16 protein-coding genes are annotated in these 19,880 nt (G+C 25.5%); 9 read left to right on the top strand and 7 right to left on the bottom strand.

Features of this window, described 5'->3' with window-relative positions; all coding sequences use genetic code 11:
* Nucleotides 1–10 precede the first annotated feature (10 nt).
* Nucleotides 11–1,252, bottom strand: coding sequence for a hypothetical protein (locus tag Q0087_RS07120; RefSeq protein ID WP_297898991.1), 1,242 nt, complete (start codon nucleotides 1,250–1,252; stop codon nucleotides 11–13).
* Between the two features lie 452 nt (nucleotides 1,253–1,704).
* On the opposite strand from Q0087_RS07120, the gene hacA reads away from it, so the two are divergent.
* The 6 genes from hacA (at nucleotide 1,705) to mmp11 (ending at nucleotide 7,960) form a co-directional block, all read left to right on the top strand.
* Entirely contained in the window at nucleotides 1,705–2,952 is a 1,248-nt protein-coding gene (gene hacA / locus Q0087_RS07115; RefSeq protein ID WP_297899033.1) for a homoaconitase large subunit, read from the top strand.
* A 15-nt stretch (nucleotides 2,953–2,967) separates the two neighbouring features.
* The gene (locus Q0087_RS07110) at nucleotides 2,968–3,447 is read left to right on the top strand and encodes a 3-isopropylmalate dehydratase small subunit (protein ID WP_297898990.1); all 480 of its coding nucleotides are present in this window, start codon (nucleotides 2,968–2,970) and stop codon (nucleotides 3,445–3,447) included.
* A gap of 23 nt (nucleotides 3,448–3,470) precedes the next feature.
* On the top strand, nucleotides 3,471–4,484 hold the full coding sequence (locus Q0087_RS07105) for an isocitrate/isopropylmalate family dehydrogenase (protein ID WP_297898989.1): 1,014 nt from the start codon (nucleotides 3,471–3,473) through the stop codon (nucleotides 4,482–4,484).
* 96 nt (nucleotides 4,485–4,580) lie between these two features.
* Entirely contained in the window at nucleotides 4,581–5,792 is a 1,212-nt protein-coding gene (locus Q0087_RS07100) for an aminotransferase class V-fold PLP-dependent enzyme (protein ID WP_297898988.1), read from the top strand.
* Nucleotides 5,793–6,184: 392 nt separating this feature from the next.
* Nucleotides 6,185–6,601 carry a 6,7-dimethyl-8-ribityllumazine synthase gene (gene ribH / locus Q0087_RS07095; RefSeq protein ID WP_297898987.1) on the top strand — a complete coding sequence of 139 codons (417 nt, stop codon included), beginning with the start codon at nucleotides 6,185–6,187 and terminating at the stop codon, nucleotides 6,599–6,601.
* Nucleotides 6,602–7,021: 420 nt separating this feature from the next.
* Nucleotides 7,022–7,960 (top strand): methanogenesis marker protein 11, encoded by a 939-nt coding sequence (mmp11, locus tag Q0087_RS07090; RefSeq protein ID WP_297898986.1) that lies wholly within the window; start codon nucleotides 7,022–7,024, stop codon nucleotides 7,958–7,960.
* A gap of 157 nt (nucleotides 7,961–8,117) precedes the next feature.
* Here mmp11 and Q0087_RS07085 read toward each other — a convergent pair whose 3' ends face one another.
* Nucleotides 8,118–9,785, bottom strand: a complete 1,668-nt coding sequence (locus tag Q0087_RS07085) for a glycosyltransferase (RefSeq protein ID WP_297898985.1) — start codon at nucleotides 9,783–9,785, stop codon at nucleotides 8,118–8,120.
* A 663-nt stretch (nucleotides 9,786–10,448) separates the two neighbouring features.
* Here Q0087_RS07085 and purE point away from each other — a divergent pair.
* Both purE and Q0087_RS07075 read left to right on the top strand, forming a co-directional pair.
* On the top strand, nucleotides 10,449–11,507 hold the full coding sequence (gene purE, locus Q0087_RS07080) for a 5-(carboxyamino)imidazole ribonucleotide mutase (protein ID WP_297898984.1): 1,059 nt from the start codon (nucleotides 10,449–10,451) through the stop codon (nucleotides 11,505–11,507).
* 135 nt (nucleotides 11,508–11,642) lie between these two features.
* Nucleotides 11,643–12,926 carry a UbiD family decarboxylase gene (locus Q0087_RS07075; protein WP_297898983.1) on the top strand — a complete coding sequence of 428 codons (1,284 nt, stop codon included), beginning with the start codon at nucleotides 11,643–11,645 and terminating at the stop codon, nucleotides 12,924–12,926.
* A gap of 124 nt (nucleotides 12,927–13,050) precedes the next feature.
* Here Q0087_RS07075 and rfbB read toward each other — a convergent pair whose 3' ends face one another.
* The 4 genes from rfbB to thiL form a co-directional block, all read right to left on the bottom strand.
* The gene (gene rfbB, locus Q0087_RS07070; protein ID WP_297899032.1) at nucleotides 13,051–14,076 is read right to left on the bottom strand and encodes a dTDP-glucose 4,6-dehydratase; all 1,026 of its coding nucleotides are present in this window, start codon (nucleotides 14,074–14,076) and stop codon (nucleotides 13,051–13,053) included.
* A gap of 46 nt (nucleotides 14,077–14,122) precedes the next feature.
* Complete coding sequence (gene rfbC / locus Q0087_RS07065; RefSeq protein WP_297898982.1) at nucleotides 14,123–14,680, bottom strand: dTDP-4-dehydrorhamnose 3,5-epimerase; 558 nt, start codon at nucleotides 14,678–14,680, stop codon at nucleotides 14,123–14,125.
* 231 nt (nucleotides 14,681–14,911) lie between these two features.
* Nucleotides 14,912–15,916 (bottom strand): AmmeMemoRadiSam system radical SAM enzyme, encoded by a 1,005-nt coding sequence (gene amrS / locus Q0087_RS07060; RefSeq protein ID WP_297898981.1) that lies wholly within the window; start codon nucleotides 15,914–15,916, stop codon nucleotides 14,912–14,914.
* Nucleotides 15,917–16,019: 103 nt separating this feature from the next.
* Nucleotides 16,020–17,126, bottom strand: coding sequence for a thiamine-phosphate kinase (gene thiL / locus Q0087_RS07055; protein ID WP_297898980.1), 1,107 nt, complete (start codon nucleotides 17,124–17,126; stop codon nucleotides 16,020–16,022).
* 462 nt (nucleotides 17,127–17,588) lie between these two features.
* On the opposite strand from thiL, the gene Q0087_RS07050 reads away from it, so the two are divergent.
* The gene (locus Q0087_RS07050; protein WP_297898979.1) at nucleotides 17,589–18,731 is read left to right on the top strand and encodes a hypothetical protein; all 1,143 of its coding nucleotides are present in this window, start codon (nucleotides 17,589–17,591) and stop codon (nucleotides 18,729–18,731) included.
* 163 nt (nucleotides 18,732–18,894) lie between these two features.
* Here the strand turns inward: Q0087_RS07050 and cfbA are convergent, their stop codons facing one another.
* On the bottom strand, nucleotides 18,895–19,419 hold the full coding sequence (gene cfbA / locus Q0087_RS07045) for a sirohydrochlorin nickelochelatase (RefSeq protein WP_297898978.1): 525 nt from the start codon (nucleotides 19,417–19,419) through the stop codon (nucleotides 18,895–18,897).
* Nucleotides 19,420–19,880 lie beyond the last annotated feature (461 nt).

The raw sequence follows: 19,880 nt of genomic DNA, 5'->3' as shown, positions 1-19,880 counted from the left end.
TTTAAATTTATTATTTAAAACTTAAATCTATATATAAAAACCAATTGATATTTTTATCATCATTCCAATATTCAATATCTTCTAGAAATTTCTCTTGAATACTTATCCATAAAACATTTGTAAATTTGTTTTTAGAAAATAGATTAATATTTTTTTTAATATTTTCAAATGTTTTATCATTTACATTAAATCCATATAAATTTGGATCTTTTTTTTCAGATAATATTCCCATTATTGTTCTAGAACATTTTTCACATAGATTGCAATTTTTTCCATCAGTTTTTTCCCAGCAAACATGCAAAAAATCCTTTTTATTATTATTGTCACAATAATTTGTAATAATTCCAATTTTATCTTGTCTTGAATTTTCTACACCATCATGAAAAACAATTCCATTTTTTGCAAATTTAATCTCATTATCCACACTTGGACAAGAGGCGCATGGGATTTCGTCCATTCCTAATAGTTTAGATTCACTTTTAGAATATGTACTAGCAATTAATATATTATTAATATCATATAAATATGCATAAGGAATAGCATGACTTATAATACTCATACCATGTTGTAAACCATGCCACCAATTATCTTCTAAAATTTCAGAGAATTTTTTTGAAAGAATTCCTGTATTGAGAAGTTTTCTAAAGTCTGACTTTATAAATAGCGTATCTAAATCAAATTCATTTGAAAAATCAGATATTTTTTTGCTAATATATTTCCAGCCATTTTCTTCTTCTAAAGGAATGTCTGATCCCCTAATATTAACTAATGTAAGATTTTTATCAATATTAGAAATAACTGTGCTTGTAGAATCAACTCCTAAGCTAAAAAAAGATAGATAATTTTCATTATTATCAATTTCATAATCAACGATATTTTTTACTATCAATTCACCTTTAAAATCACATTTAGGATATAAAAGAGAATATTTATTCTTAATTATCTCAATAGAATAGTAGAAAGTTTTATCAAGTTCATTAATAATAATTTTCGAGTCGAACATCCAAGATATTGGTAATACATTACATAAAAAAGGTATTATGAGTATTCCTTCAGGAACTTGATTTAATTTTCTACCAATATTTATATATTCAATATATGAACTTTTTTTTATAAAAAATTCATCCAACTCATTACTTATATCCATATTTGAATAAACAGTATTATTAGAAATTTTTTCAATATTAATTTTAATAAAACTATTTCTTTTTTTATAATTAAATCTTTTAAAAATAGCTTCTTTAAAGGACATATAATCTCCATAAAATAAAAAGTTAAAATTCATAAATTATAAAGCATTATTATATTTATAATATATGACACATAATATATCTATATTATTATTAATCAAAATCATATAATATTATCATAGTTGAAAATATTATAATAAATTATTTATAATGATTTAGAATTTAAATTTCTATAGTAATTATTTGTAATAATTTATTAATTATATTATTAATAATGATTATTTTTTAATAAAATAATATTAAAATTATTAAATGATTACATTCTATGATAATTATTCTATATTAAGTTATTAATTAAATATTTATTTATTAATCAAACATATTAATATTTGATAAATTTAAAAATAATTTTTATATTTGATATATCTTAACAATAAGATGCTATTATAAAGATTTTATTATAAAAATAGAAATAATTTATACTATTTAATGTATTATTTGGAGAATTATGAAAATGTCAATGACAATGTCTGAAAAAATATTAGCTAGAGCTTCTAATAAATCTTCATCTGAGGCTGGCGAGATAGTTATGGCTAATATTGATGTAGCTATGACTCATGATTTAACCGGACCTCTTTCGGTTGAATCATTTGAAAAAATAGGAACTGAAAAAGTATGGGATCCAAATAAAATTGTAATCCCTTTTGATCACCAAGTACCTGCAGATTCATTAGATGCAGCTAACAATCACATTATTATGAGAGAATTTGTAAAAGAACAAGGAATAAAAAATTTTTATGATGTAAACGAGGGCGTTTGTCATCAAATATTACCAGAACTTGGTCATGTTGTTCCAGGAGAAGTAATCGTTGGAACTGATTCTCATACTTGTACTCATGGAGCATTAGGTGCTTTTTCAACTGGAATTGGGTCTACTGATATGGCTATGGTCTTTTCAACTGGAAAATTATGGTTTAAAGTCCCAGAAACTATTAGATTTAACATTGAGGGAACTTTAAAAGAAAATGTTTATGCTAAAGATGTAATATTAAACATAATAGGAAAAGTTGGAGCAGATGGGGCAACTTACAAAGCATGCGAGTTTGCTGGATCTACTGTATCTGAAATGACTGTTTCTGATAGAATGGTTCTTTGTAATATGGCTATTGAAATGGGTGGAAAAACTGGACTTGTGGAACCAGACAAAAAAACTTTAAATTATGTTAAATCAAGGTCTAATAAACAATTTGAAGTTTTTAAAACTGATTTAGATGCTCCTTCACTTGAAGTTGTTGATATTGATGTTAATGACCTTGAGCCTCAAATAGCTTGTCCCCATAATGTAGATAATGTAAAACCAGTGAGTGAAGTTGATACTGAAATTGATCAAGTTTTCCTAGGTTCATGTACTAATGGAAGGATAAGTGATCTTAGACAAGCAGCTAAAATATTAAAAGGAAATAAGATAGCTAATGGAGTCAGAATGCTTGTTATTCCTGCTTCAAAAGAAGTATATATTAAAGCACTCGATGAAGGATTAATCAACATTTTTGTTAATTCTGGAGCATTAGTTTGTAATCCTTGCTGTGGTCCTTGTCTTGGTGGACATGTAGGACTTATAGGTCCTGGAGAAGTAAGCCTTTCAACTTCCAACAGAAATTTCAAAGGAAGGCAAGGTAGTCCAGAAGGGGAAGTTTACTTATCTTCAGCAGCTGTAGCTGCAGCATCAGCTATTAAAGGAAAAATTGTGGGTCCTGAATAATTTTGAAGTGATAAAATGAAAGGAAAAGTATGGAAATTTGGAGATGACATTGATACAGACATAATAATTCCTGGAAGATATTTAGTGGTAACAGACCCAAATAAATTAGCTAAACATTGTATGGAAGGATTAGACTCTGATTTTTGCACTAAAATTAACAAAGGAGATTTTATTGTAGCTGGAAAAAATTTTGGATGTGGTTCTTCACGTGAACATGCCCCAATAGCTCTTCAAGGTGTTGGTGTTGGAGCCGTAATAGCTGAATCTTTTGCAAGAATATTTTATAGAAATGCAACAAATGTTGGAATTCCTCTTCTTGAAGCTCCTGGAATAAGTAAAGTTTTAAAAGAAGGGGAAGAGATAGAAATTGATATGGAAAATGGATTGATTATCTCAGAAAGTGGAAAAGAATATAAATTTAAGAAATTACCTCCATTTATGCTTGAAATTCTCGAAAAAGGTGGTTTAATACCATATCTTAAAGAAAAAGATTAATATTTTTATAATTAGTGATAAATATGTACAAAATTGCCGTAATCCCTGGAGATGGAATTGGAAAAGAAGTGATGGAAGCTACTTTAAACGTTCTAAATGCACTAGATATTGATTTTGAATTTAAATTTGGAGAAGCAGGTGACGAGTGTAAAGAAAAAAATGGTTTAGCTCTCCCTCAAGAAACAATAGACCTTGTGAAAAAAACTGATGCTTGTCTATTTGGAGCTGCTGGTGAAACAGCTGCTGATGTGATAGTTAGACTTCGTCAAGAAATGGATTTGTTTGCAAATCTTAGGCCAGTAAAATCATATCCTGGAACCAATTCGATATTTAATGATCTTGATTTTATGATTGTTAGAGAAAATACTGAAGGCATGTATATTGGAGAAGAAGAGTATATAAAAGATGAATCAGGAAACATTAATGGTGCAGCAGCTAAAAGAATTATAACAAGAGATGCTTCAGAACGTATATGTGATTATGCATTTAAGTATGCAAAAGAAAATAATAGAAAGAAAGTTACAGGTGTCCATAAAGCAAATGTTTTGAAAAAAACCGATGGGTTGTTTAAAGAAGTTTTTTATGAAGTAGCTAAAAATTATAAGGATTATAACATTGATTCCGAAGATTTTTATGTTGATGCAACAGCAATGTATCTTTTAACAAGGCCTAAAAGTTTTGATGTTATTGTTACAACCAATCTCTTTGGAGATATATTATCTGATGAAGGTGCCGGGCTTGTTGGAGGACTTGGACTTATACCTTCTGCCAATATTGGTGATGAAAGGGCTTTATTTGAACCAGTCCATGGTTCTGCTCCAGATATTGCAGGTAAAGGCTTAGCTAATCCAACAGCTATGATATTATCTGCTATAATGATGCTTGAATATTTGGGTGAAAAAGAAAAAGCCAATATTTTAGACAAAGCTGTTTTAGATGTTTTATCTGAAGGAAAGATAGTTACTGGGGATTTAAATGGAAAATCAAGTACTATGGAAATGTCTGAAGCTATTAAAGAAAAATTAAATTTCAAATAGATAAATAATTAAATATAAAATAATTATCTAATATTTATAAAACATTGGAAATAAATAGTATTAGAAATTAATAATTAACCAGATAAGAGTGATTTTTTGATATCTGCTGAAAAAATAAGAGAAGATTTTCCTATTTTGAAAAATATTACTTATCTTGATTCTGCAAGCACTAGCCTTACCCCAAAACCAGTTATTGAAGCCATTAGTGATTATTATTATAATTATAATGCAAATATAGGACGTGGTGCATATAAAACAGCCATTAAAACTGGCCAAAAAGTAGAAAGTACTAGATTTAAAATAGCTAGTCTAATAAATGCTTCAGAAGAAGAAATTATTTTTACTCAAAACACAACAAATGCCATTAATACAGTGATTAATGGTTATCCTTTTGAAAAAAATGAAAATATAATAATTTCAGATGTTGAACATCACTCTAATTTTATACCTTGGATTAATCTTGAAAAAAGAAGCAAAGATAATTTATCTCTAGATGTAAAAATAGCTAATGCTGATTCAGACGGTATTATCAAACCATCAAAAATTAGAGAGTTAATTGATAAAAATACTAGAATGATAGCTATCACCCATATTTCTAATTCTATTGGGTCTTGTCAAGATATTAATAATATTTCAAAAATAGTACATGAATACGACGATGTTTGTCTTTTGATTGATGTTGCACAATCTATTGGACACACCAAAATAGATGTTAAAAAGATTAATGCTGATTTTATAGCTGCACCTGGTCATAAAGGTTTACTTGGACCTACAGGTACAGGTTTTTTATATGGAAAAAAAGAATTGCTAGAGAAATTATCTCCTACTAATCTCGGTGGAGGAACTGTCACAAATCTTAAAAATAAAGAATTTGAATTAGAAAATGTTCCTTACAGATTCGAAGGAGGAACCCAAAATATAAGTGGTATTATTGGTTTTGGAAAAGCAATAGACTATATTAATAACCTTAACATCTCAAAAATCGAAAAACATTCGATTTATTTAACTAAGGAGTTGTACAAATTATTGTCTGAAATCGATAATGTTATTGTGTATGGAAACATAGATAATATATTTAATATTGTTTCATTTAACATAAAAAATGTTAATCCTCATGATGTTAGTAAAATACTTGATGAAACAGGAAATATTTGTGTTAGAAGTGGTTATCACTGTGCAATACCATCATTAGACATTATAAATGCAAATGAAGGAACTGTAAGGGCTTCTATACATTGTTATAATAATTTAGATGATATAAAAAAATTAGCGAATAGTATAAAAGAAATATCTGAATTTTTTAAATAAAATTAAAAAATAATAAATATAATTGTAAACTAAACTTCAGTTAAAAATTAAAACTTGATTAACTATAAATTTTAATAAGTATAAATTTTAATAAATAATAAAATAAATATAGATTATTTATAAATTTTTATTAAAATTTTAATGAATATTATTCTAATTAATAAATATTGACCTTGGAGGAATACAATGGAAATAATAAAGATAGCAGCCATAATAATTATTTTAATTATGGTTATGAGTGCAGCAGCAAGTTTCTTATTGATGATATAGTAAAAATATCTTAGAATAAAAAATTTAATCAATATTTAATTAAAATTTGACATATTAATTAGAATTTGATAAAAATAATATTAAATTATAATATAACAAAATAGTAAATTAGAGGGATTTTTATGGTAAAATATAGAATAGGGGCAGTTGTAGCTGAATTTAATTATGATTTAACCCATATGATGTTAGAATTAGCTAAAGAAGAGGCAAAAATTAGAGATTGTGAAATTGTTCAAGTTGTTCCAGTTCCTGGAGTATTTGATATGCCATTAGCTATTAAGAAATTATTAGAAAAAGAAGACATTGACACAGTGATTACACTTGGTGCTGTTATTGAAGGTTCAACTGACCATGACCAAATTGTAGCACAACATGCTTCAAGAAAAATTGCAGATCTTTCATTAGAATCTGGAAAGCCAGTTTCACTTGGAATAAGTGGTCCTGGAATGACACGATTAGATGCACATAAGCGCGTTGATTATGGTAAAAGAGCTGTAGAAGCAGCAGTTAAAATGTGTGATCGTTTAAAAGAAATTTAATTTTAATAATAATCAAATTAATTATTAAAAATCTATTACTAAAATATATTATTAAAATTATAATTAAAATATATAATTAAAATTTATTATTTTTAGTATTTATAAAAATTTTATATTTTTATAATTTTAAAATCTTTGATTTCTTATTATTTAGAATTATTATTTGGATAAAATTTAATTGAAAATTATTTTAGAATAATTTAATTTAGTCAATTCACTTTATTAATAAATTTTATTTGTTAAATTAATATTTATAGTTTAAATTAATATTTATATTTAAATTAATATTTGTTCTTTTAATGGATAAATTTTGAAATATTAAACTTAAACAAATATAATTAGATTGAAATATATTATTTAAATATATTTCAATTTTTATTTTTACATTATTATAAATCGATTAAAAATAGACTGGTTTTTATGGAAATTTTGAAGCCTAATGATTTAAAAAAGAAATTTAATGACCCTTGGATAGCGCCTTATGAAAAAGTAATAACAATGGCCGATAACAATCTCGTTGAAATTGTTGAATATCACCCTTGCATTTCAGGTTCACATTGGCTTGTTAACCAATATAAAAATACTAGTAAACTAATCTTAAATGCCTATAGAGATGGTAACAAGCAAGTATTTCTGACAAAAGTTGGTCATGAACCACTTAATCTTAAAGCTAGTGTCAATGCTGCAGGAATTGAAGAAGTTTCAATTGATGATGAAAATAACACTGTTAAAGTTGTTCACAGTGGTTTAGCTGGTGCTGGTGTTGGAGCAGGAATGTGTCGTGGAATGGGTGATGGTATAAAACAAGTTGAGATCTATGAAAAAGGTGGAGGATCCAAACTTGGAAAAGCTGGAGTTATAACACCAAAAATGGAAAAAATAGTTATTGGTATTGATGATACTGATACTAAAGACGAAGGAGCTACTTGGACCATGGCACATAATATAGGATTGAAATTGAAAGAAGAAGGTTTCGAATATTTAGACCATGTTATTGTGCAACTCTATCCACACAATCCCCATAAAACACAAAATTGCGTTTCAATAGCATTAACATTTGCAGTCCTTCCAGATGAAAAAGAAAAACTTGTTAATAGAACAATAGAATTGCTTAAAAAGGATACTCTTTCTGATAAAACAGCTATTGCAATATTAAATGGATTAATTATTCCAAAAAATCTGGTTGAATATTCAATGAAAGCAAAAACTGGTATGGTATCAGTTGAAGAAGCTGAAAAAGTAGCTAAAGACTTAAATATAAAATTAATAGCTGTTACTGGAGATCATGGAAAGATAGGTGCATTGGCTGCACTTGGACTTTACAACAACTTAGAAGAAGCTGTTAAAGTTTATTATTAAAATAGATTAATAATCGAAAAATAGATTTATATATCTAATTCATAAAAGAATTTCAAAACAAAGAGTTTATAAATAATAATAAAATACAAATTTATTAAAATAATTAAGAAATAATTTAATTATTTAAAAAAAATTGAAAATTTGTATTATCTAAAAATTAGTTAAAATTAAATACTAAAAAAGGACCAAACTTATTTGGTAAGAACCTTTTTGAAGTTGAAACATTATTTGAAACTTTTAATTCAATAATGTGATCTCCAGAGTAAGCATAATAGCTAGTTCCTTGTTTTATATTATTTTTATTTATATTTATAGATTTAACTACAGAACCATCAACATAAATGTTATAAGTTTCATCAGGATTGAATGAACCAGAAATAGAACCAATTTTTTCATGATCAACATAAACATCCATAGTACAACCTTCCATATTTCTAGAATTTATTATGAAATATTCAGTTCCAGATACATTAGATAAATTGCTAGTGTTAAGATTATGTTCTACTTGAACTCCTTCAAAAACACCTTTTATTTTACCGTCAGAAATTACATCCCCAACTTGTAAATCTAAAAACATTCTTACATCAAATGGAAGCCTTAAAATATTTGACTCTCCATCCCTAGTTTTATTAACTGTAAAATATTCATCTCCAATGCGCAAATTATCCCCATAACTAAGTTCCAAAGTATTTAAAGCATCTTGAGGCATTCTTATAATAGTAGATTGATTTTCAAGTGCACTATCAACAGTATAAGGTCCTCTAACATATATTGTCTGATCTGGGGATCCTGGAAATATTACAAGATTTTTTGATGTTGGTTCAATAGATAGCTTTCCATCAGAATATGTAGCAGCACTTAAAAATGTTGAAATCATAAGTAATAAAACAATAGCAGAGATAACAACAGGAAAATGCATTTTAATAAAAGACCTGAAAAAGTTACCCTTAGGTCGCTTTTTAAACATTACATTGGTTTTTATAATAAGTTTTATTATATAATAAATAGTTAAAACTATTCCTATAACTGATATAATCGCCCCTAATTCTAAAGGGACTCCTTGAACAAAAAATATTGTAAAAAGACCTAAGATAATTAGTGAAAGTCCTAAAGTGGTCATTCTAATATAATTACCCATAGAATCCATCATTGTTACCCGGCCATATTCCATTGCCCTATCAACAATAGTTCTTGTAACCTCATTAGCCATTTCATTAAGACTTTCAAGAGGAGACATGTCATGTTTAATCTCTCCAATATCAACTTCTTTTATTCTCATCCCATGTGCATCAGCATCAAGGACAATACCAACATCAACACCATAATCTTTTTCAAATTTGATTTTTTCAAGAACTGAGCGTTTTCCAGCAAATTGACCACTTAAAGGTTGATCAAAACTCACTTCTGGGAAAAAAAATCTGAGAAGTGGTTTTGCAGTGAGCTCAGTGACTCTTCCACTTTCTCTCATAAATTTTGTCTTAGTAATGTCTGTTTTTCCCTCTAAAATAGGACTTATAATCATGTCTACTTTATCAGAAGTTAAATTATAAATGTCTGCATCTATAAAAGCTACAATATCGCCTTTTGAATGTTTAAATCCAGTTTTAATAGCTGAACCCTTACCTTGATTACTAGTATGAGATATAACATTTGCTCCTGCAGATTTTGCTTCTTTAGCAGTTTTGTCATAAGACCCATCATCAATAACAAGAACTTCTGTTACATAAGATAATTCCCTAGCTACATTAACAACATGAGCTACAGTTGCTTCTTCATTATAAGCAGGAATTATAATTGAAACAGACGAAGAGATTTTATTTTCCATTTTGCACCTTTATATAAATTAATAAAAATAATTTTATATAGAAAAAATATTACTAATACTGAAATTTATAATTAAATTCATCATAATAAATAAAATCTTAAATTATATCAGGAATAATAGTTAAATAACAATGCCTATTAGGGCTAATACTTAAATTTAATTTAATAGATGAAATTTATTAAATAAATATAATAAACTATTAAATTATCTAATTAATTATAATGTTATCCATATTAATTATAATTATCTATTAAAGATTTATAACCTATTACTAAATAAAATTGGATAATTAAACTAAGTATTTATTTTATTAATATTACATTATAAAGGTTTTTAAATCTAAAATAAATGTAAAAATAATAAATAAATAATAATTAAATAATAATTAAATAATCAGAGAAACATAATTAAGCAAGATATTTCTAATATAAATATTTCTTATAAAAAATTTGTATAAAAAATTTAATTATAAAAATATTAATCTGAGAACTTATAAATATATCTAAATAAGTAAGTTTAAAAGATGAAATTCTTAAAAATGGAATATAGGTAAAATTAAAAATAAACTTATAAAAATAGAAATTATTAATAGAAATAATTAAAATAAGTTTTAAATAAGGAAAATAGAAATAATTAAATATAATGATTATTAAAGGTGAATAAATGGACCCTAAAGTGATGATAATACTTGGAAGTGCATCTGATTTAAAAATAGCTCAGAAATCTATTGATATTCTTGAAACACTTCAAATTCCATATAGCTTGAAAGTCGCATCTGCACATAGGACTCATGAAAAAGTTAAAAAACTTGTAATTGAAGCTACAACAAAAGGAATAGAGGTTTTTATTGGAATTGCTGGTTTAGCTGCACATCTTCCAGGTTCTATAGCTGCTTATACCCATAGACCCGTTATTGGTGTTCCAGTTGATGTTAAAGTAGGTGGATTAGATGCATTATTTGCTTCATCACAAATGCCGTTTCCTGCACCAGTAGCAACTGTTGGAATTGATAGAGGGGATAATGGAGCAATTCTTGCAGGACAAATTATTGGAATTAATAATCCTCAAGTTAAAAAAAGAGTATCTCAACTTAGAAAATCTTATCAAGAAAAAGTAAAAAGTGATGAAGAAAACCTGATTTCACAATTAAATGGTAATTTACTACAAAAAAACTTTTTATCTAATTATGATGAAATAAGTGAAGAAAAACTTAAAAAAGAAGAACCTCATACAGATAAAGTATTTAAAGAGTCAGAAGCTATCGGATTAAACGAAGATAATCCCTTAGTATCTGTTGTTCCAGGAAGTTATTCTGATATTGAAGAAGCTAAAAATGTGGCCTTAACATTGGATAGATTAGGAATAAGTTACGATATTAGTGTTATATCACCAATAAGATACCCGGATAAATTTAAAAAATATATGGAAAGTATTAAGAATGTTAAACTATTCATAGCGGTTACTGGATTATCTGCCCATGTTACTGGGTCAATTGTTGCATTAAGTGAGAAGCCAGTTATAGGAGTTCCATGTTCTGTAGAATTAAATGGGCTTGATTCTTTATTATCTATGGTAAATATGCCACCAGGAGTTCCTGTTGGAACAGTAGGTATTGAAAATGGTAGAAATGCAGGAGTTTTAGCTGGTGAAATTTTAGGAATTTCTGATAAAAATATTGAAAAGAAATTAAAATTAATGAAATACAAAACAGCCGATATATGAACTCAAACAAACTAAAATTTTAAATAAAATTGGTTTATTTATAAATAAAGCCAATAAAAAAAATATTCAAATAAAAAAAATAAATTTAGCTATTAATAAATTATTAATTAAAAATATAAACCACGAGGTATTTTTATGAAAGATTTTTTAAATATAATAGAAGATGAGGATGAAGTTTTAACTATAGAAAGAGAAATTTCTACCGAATTTGAAGCGGCGAAAATACTAAGAAAACATCCAAAAAAGACAGTTATATTAAAAAATATAAAGGGTTATGATATTCCAATAATCTCTGGAATTTGCAATACAAGAGAAAAAATAGCTAAATCAATAGGTTGCAATGTTGATGAAATAACAAAAGAAGTTATTAAAGCTACTGAAAATCCTAAAAAAGTAACTAAATATAGAAAGATTGATGATTTAGAATACAATGGAAAAAAAGCAAATTTAAGTGAAATACCAATATTGAAACATTATAAACGAGATGGAGGAGCATATATAACTGCAGGAGTTGTTTTTGCAAAAGATCCAGAAACAGGAATACAAAATGCATCTATCCATAGAATGTTAGTTATTGGAAAAGATAAATTAGCTATTAGAATTGTTCCAAGAAATCTATATACTTATTTCCAAAAATCAGAAAAATTAGGTAAAGATTTGGAAATAGCAATAGCTATTGGAATGAATCCTTCAACACTTCTTTCAACAACTACATCTGTTCCTATAGACTACGATGAAATGGAAGTGGCAAATGCATTTAATAATGGAAATCTTGAATTGATAGAATTAGAAAAAAGTGGTTTAAAAGTTCCAAAAGCAGACATAATATTTGAAGGGAAAATATTGGCTGGAGAAAGAGCTAAAGAAGGGCCTTTTGTAGATTTAACAGATACTTATGATGTAGTTAGAGAAGAACCAGTGATAAAATTAAATTATATGTATATAAAGAATAATGCAATGTATCATGCAATTCTTCCAGCAGGATTCGAGCATAAATTACTTCAAGGCCTTCCTCAAGAGCCTAGAATTTTCCAAGCTGTTAAAAATACTGTTCCAACTGTTAAAAATGTTTTATTAACAGAAGGAGGTTGTTGTTGGCTTCATGCAGCAATATCTATCAAAAAACAGACACAAGGTGATGGTAAAAATGTTATTATGGCATCACTAGCTGCACATCCTTCTTTAAAACATACAGTAGTAGTTGATGAAGATGTTAACATTTTTGATCCACAGGATATTGAATATGCTATAGCTACTAGAGTTAAAGGCGATGATGATATAATAATTGTTCCTAAAGCAAGAGGATCATCTCTTGATCCTGTAGCACTGCCTGATGGTACAACTACAAAAGTTGGTGTTGATGCTACAAAATTACTTGGAAAAGAAGATGAATTTGAAAGAGTAAGTTTTAGTGAATAAATAAAAAATTAAAGATAACACTTTAATATTAATAATAATAATAGGAAAGTTTAGTATTTTAATAAAAATTTAAAGAAAAGTTATGAAAATAAATTTTATAGAAATAGCTAAATTATATTCCTAATCAAATTTTATTATACATTTTATCATAATAATGTATATATTCTCCAGAGCTAACTTTTTCAAGCCATTTATTATTATTCAAATACCATTCTATTGTTTCAATTATTCCTGATTCAAAATTATATTTAGGTTTCCATCCTAATTCCTTTTTTATTTTTCTTGAATCAATTGCATATCTTTTATCATGCCCTAATCTATCTTTCACAAATTCAATAAGATCTTCAGGCTTATTTAAATAGTCAAGAATTATTTTAACAATATCAATATTTGTTTTTTCATTATTTCCACCAATATTATATACATCCCCAATTTTTCCGTTTTTCATTACTAAATCAATAGCCGTGCAGTGATCATAGACATGTAGCCAGTCCCGAATATTTTTTCCATCTCCATAAACAGGTAATTTCTTATTTTTTAATGCATTATTTATAATTAAAGGAATTAATTTCTCTGGAAACTGATAAGGCCCATAATTGTTAGAACATCGAGTTATATTTATAGGAAGGTTAAATGTTTCATAATATGCCCTAACGATCATGTCAGCTCCAGCTTTACTTGCAGAATAAGGACTATTTGGAGCTAACGGTGTTTCTTCAGTGAAATAACCTGTTTTTCCAAGAGTCCCATATACTTCATCAGTAGATATTTGAATATACTTCTTAATTTGACCATTTTCATAGTACTTTTTAGCAATTTCAAGAAGATTTTGAGTCCCAATAATATTAGATTCGAGAAAAATTTTAGGGTTTTGAATACTACGATCGACATGAGATTCAGCAGCGAAATTGACTATATAATCAATATTATTTCCATTTATTAGAGAATCAAGAAGGTTATTGTCTAAAATATCGCCTTTAATAAATTTATAGTGTGTATTAGTTTCTAGTTCTTTTAAATTTTCTAAATTACCACAGTAAGTAAGTGAATCTAAATTTATAATATTATAATCAGGATATTTATTTAAAATATAATGTATAAAATTACTTCCAATGAATCCTGCTCCTCCAGTTACTAATATATCCATAATTTTCCTCCTTTTAACAAATCACTGAATTAATGAAAATTATTTAAAATTATTTAAAATCGGTTATTGTATCTTTTAAAGTCTTCCATTTCTGATCTTTATCTGAAAGAATCAATTCTTTATCATCTAAAGGCCAATTGATATTTATATCCAAATCATTCCAGATGATTCCTCCTTCATCAGAACCATTATAAAAATCTGTGCATTTATAAGTAAACTCTGCCTCATCACTTAAAACTAAAAATCCATGTGCAAAACCTGGAGGAATATAAAACTGTTTCTTATTATCTTCTGAAAGAATAACACTTTCATATTTTCCATAAGTTGAAGAATTTTTTCTTAAATCAACAGCTACATCGAAAACTTCTCCTTTAATAACCCTAACTAATTTACCTTGTGGTCGAGTATATTGAAAGTGAAGCCCCCTCAAAACACCTTTTGTAGATTTAGATTGATTATCCTGAACAAAATCAACTTTTAAACCATTTTTTTCAAATTCTTTTTTATGGTAAGATTCCATAAAATATCCTCTTTCATCAGCAAAAACTGTAGGTTCGATTATAAAAACTCCGTTGATAGAAGTTTTAATGAATTTAAACTTGTTCAAATTAGTTTCTCTCCCAATATATTTTTAAATAAAAATTAAATGAATTTTAAATAAAGATTAAATTAATTTTAAATAAAGATTAGATGAGTATTGAATAAAAATTTTTTATTAAAATGTTTTTATAAAATATTCTTATTAATAGTATTTTAATATTATATAGTTGTATAATAACCATATTAAATATATAAACCTATTATTATAATATGTTTATAAAAATAGTTAATTACTTAATTATTCAGCAAAATTTAATTCTTTATGGCAGATACCACATTTACCACCAGTAATCATATTCATATTTTTAATATTATAACCATCTCTTTCAATCAACAATTCACCACAATTAGGACATTTGGTATTTTGTTTAAAAGGCACATTTCCTAAATAAATATTATTTAAACCAGATTCAATAGCTATTTCTTTAGCTATCTCAAGTTTGCTAATTTCTGTAGGTGGAACATGTGACATTTTATAATAAGGAAAAAATCTAGAAAAATGAAGTGGAACATCTTTACCAAGTTCATCTGCAATGAAATCAGTTAAACTTTTTATTAATTCATATGAATCATTATATCCTCCTATTAAAAGATTTGTAATTTCTAGATGATTTTTATGTTCATATATATTTTTTAAATTGTTTAAAATAGGTTCAAGTGTGGCTTTACAATTATTTATATAAAATTCATTACTCATTGATTTTAAATCTATATTAAAAGCATCAATTTGAGGAAGTAATAAATTAAGAGATTCATCACTCATATAACCATTACTAACATAAATATTTTTAAGTCCATTTTCGTGTGATATTAAAGCAGTTTCTAGAACATATTCTAAGTACATGGTAGGTTCATTATATGTCCAAGCAATCGATTGACAATTGGCATTGATTGCATTTTTAACAACCTTTTCTGGAAGAATTTCAATGGATTCATTATGCTTATCAATATTTTGAGATATTATATAGTTCTGACAATTCAAACATCTCATATTACAACCAAAACCACCTAAAGAATATGTTAATGATCCTGGCAAAAAATGATATAAAGGTTTTTTTTCAATTGGATCGATAGCTTGAGATGATATAAGAGCATAATTACAAGAATATAGCTTTCCATTTAAATTATTTCTTGTTAAACAAAACCCTTGTTTATTTTCAGCAATTTTACATCTATGATTACAAACATTACATTTAACTTTTTTATTTTCCAATTTATTGAATAAAATTGATTCAATAATCATTAAAATTACTCCTTAAATTAAATTATAAATAATAAATATATTAAAAATATATTTAATGAAAAATAATTATTAAAAATAAATTCATTAATAAAGTTATTATTAATCATGAAACATTGGAAAAATGTTCATACCCCTTTGAAGATAATTTTTCAACTTTTCCATTAGAATATTCAATTTCAACCCTATTGGAATTATTAATTTCGCCAATTATGAAAAAATTAACTTTTTTTAATAATTTATCAATATCCTCAATCTTATCATTAAAAGTAAATAAAAGTTCAAAATCTTCACCTATATGGAAAATAAGTTCAAATATATCTTTATTCAATATTTTAGATAAAATATTCATCTCTTTAAAAAGTGGTTCTTTAGATATCTTATCTTCATAAACTCTAATTCCTAGATTTGAATTTTTATTAAAGGATTTATCTGCATCAAATAATTCATAAAGCTCACTTGCCAAACCATCAGTTATATCTGTGGACGATGAAGCAATTTCAGATAAATTGATCCCTTCATTTAATTTTGCACTTGGATTTAAGGCTTTTTCTATAGATAAATTGATTATATTAGAGATATTTTCCTTATTTTCTAAGTGTTTTTCTGTAAGCATTTTAATTATTTCTTGATTTTTTTCTTTCAATATCTCAAAACCAAGAGCTGCAAGACCTAATTGTCCAGTTACAGCTATTTTATCCCCATTTTTAAATCCATACTTCATTTTAGAATTTTTATGTTCAACTTTTCCTAAAGCAGTCCCTGAGATTATTATTTGATCAGCCTGATTTGTATCTCCACCTATTAAAGGTATTTTATAATAATTACATGCTTCTAAAATTCCATTTATTATCTCATCAAAAGATTTAAGAGATAAATTTTGAGGAATAGCTAGACTAATTAAAATTCCAGTTGGAATTGCCCCCATAGCTGCAATATCACTTACATTAACTGTAACTGATTTCCATCCCATTTGGAAATAAGACATTTGGATTGGAAAGTGATGTTTTTGAATCAATAAATCAGAAGTAGCAACCAAATAATATTTTTCATTTATTGAAGTATTTGAAAAATCAATTAATGCCGCATCATCCCCAATATAAGAATTTAATCCTTTTTTATGATTAAAATCAAAATTTTTGGATTTTTTTGCTATTCTTTCAATTAATTTTTTCTCACCAAGATCTGAAACTTTAAGATCCCTATTTTTCATATAAATGTATATGTTTATTAAATATAATAAAATTTTATTTAATTATTAAAATTTTTTAAAATAAAAATCACTAGAAATGAAAATTATCTAATTTATTAAAATATTTTAAATTTAAAATCAAATATTAAAAAATTATTTAATTCTTTTTTAAAGGCTAATAATAATATAAAATAGAAGGATAATTATTTAATTTAAAAAAATTAAATATTGTAACATAATTTAAAATAATTATTATAAAAAATTTATGAAAATATTATTGAAGATAAATTATTAAAATATTATATTAAAATAGATTATAAAAATATCTTAACAAAATTATCTTAAGAAATAAACATTAATTATAAGAATATCTTATTAAAATTAGGTCAAAAACAATAAAATTCAAATTTAAAAAAATATATAATATTAATAAGTATTCTGAATAATTTTTATATTCAAAAATAGTCAAGGATTTAAATAATTATGAAAAAAGGAAATATGTCCCTAATTATCTTAATATTAGGAATTATGGTTTTATTTTCAACTATTTCAAGTGTAGATGCAACTATTGTTAAAGAATTAGGAACAAGTAATGTTGATTATAAAGATATGGTTAAAATAAATAATGATAAAGCACCTAATTTTATTAAAGCTAGCAAATATCTAAAATCAGCAAAATATTCAAAAACAAAGGGATTTGAAAAAAGAAAAAACATTTTAAAAACGAAATATGGTAAAAAATATATATTTATAACAAAATATTTTCTTCCAATGTCCTGGAAAAATGGGGGTAAAAATGGAAAAACAGAATACTGGTATAATTGCCAATCCGTTGTTATAAATGGAAAATATATGTACCTATTGACTTCATCAGGATATGGAATGAATAAGGGATTTGTTATAAGATATGATAGAAATATATTAGATAAATATAATGGAAAAAGTTTAGTTAAATTGAGAAAATTAGGAGCAGCGATGAGAGATGGTAAAAAACTTACAAAAAGCCAAAAATCTCTAAAAAAAGCAATAAAAATTGGCCCTAAATTTATTGTTGGGCATGGGCAATCATTAACTTATAACCCAAAAACTAAATCATTGTGGATGTGGCAAGACAATGCGAAAAACTCAAATAATTTGAAATTAATGAAAATAAACAAAAAAACATTGAAACCTTCTATTATTTACAAATTCAAAGTAAAAAATACTGAAAAATATTTTAAGCAATTTCATAACTTAGCATTTGATAGATATGGAAATTTTTATACAGATAAAATAGTTAAAACTAAAAAAAATCCAAATGGGTATATTTGTATATTTTCTGGAAGATTAAACCACAATAAAATTAAAATGAAATTATTAACTATCATAAAAAAAAGACCTGGAATATATTCTCAATCTTTAGCCATTAACAATAAAAATAAGAGACTATATTTGGTTTCTGATGGAGCTATTTATTCGATTCCTATGGTTAAACTTTTAAACGGTAATCTAAAAGAAAGTGATTTTTATTATACTCTTTTTAAAACAAAGCGTGAATTTGAGAGCATTAGCTTTGACAAATACGGGAAAGCTTATTTATTAATATTAAGAGGTACTGAAATTTTAAAATCAAACCAAATATATTAATATACTTTATTAATTAATCAATCTAATTGATTGATTATTGGTTATATTATTAATGACTAATAAATTATCTATTAAATTATTAATAAATGATTAATAATTGGTTAAATAATTAATGATTAATAAAATATAAAATTTAATTAATATAATATTATTAAAAATTAATTTATTGATTTAAAGCATTTTCCACCCTTTTTTTTATTATCTCCAAAACTAAAGGATCCGCTCCAAGTGGTTCAGTGTAAATAATTTTTCCATCGAAATTTATTTTTTCTAAATCATGACTATGATGATGGTGAGAACCTTCATTATGACCTTCATGACTATGATGATGGTGAGAACCTTCATTATGATCTTCATGACTATGATGATGAGAAACTTCATCAGAATCTTCATCTTTTAAGCGTAATATTTTAGGAATATCTCGTGTAGTATGCATTCCATGAGACAAAAATACTGGAACCGCAATTACAGTATCAATATTTGTATCCTTTACTAAAATATCTAGTGCATCTGGAATATTAGGTTCATGTATTTCCATATAAGCTACACCCACTTTTAAATCAGTTTCTTGCTCATACATTTCAGCTAATCTAGTTATAGTTTCACTAGCTATTGGTAATCTGCTTCCATGACTTATAAGTAAAATTCCAGTGTTATCTGGATTAAATTCTGATTTTTCTTCTAACATATTAGTTTTTCCTTAAAATTTTTAGTTGATACAATTAGTAATTTTGAGTTGGTTAAAAATTAAATTAAGTGTTTTTAATAATAATTAGATATTTTTAATTTAAATAATGAGTTTAATTAATATTATACTAATTAACATGATAAAAATTCTATTTAAATCTTATTATTAATTCACTTATATCACATTTATTAAATCCAATTTTAATATTAAGTAAAGTACATTATATATTTTATCAATTTTTCTTTAAATATTAAGATTATTATATTTAAAAATATCGTTTTAATAAAAGATAATTAACAAAAAGATATTTAATATTAAAATTGGATTTAAAAAATAGTTATAATCTAATAAATAAATAATAAAAAATAATAAAAAATAGTTATAATCTAATAAATAAAATAATAAGAAATAATAAGAAATAATAAGAAATAATAAGAAATAATAAGAAATAATAAGAAATA

Source organism: uncultured Methanobrevibacter sp., from assembly GCF_937881195.1.
Taxonomy (GTDB): Archaea; Methanobacteriota; Methanobacteria; order Methanobacteriales; family Methanobacteriaceae; genus Methanobinarius.
The sequence above is the reverse complement of the archived record's forward strand: the minus strand, read 5'-3'. Positions and strand labels throughout refer to the sequence as shown.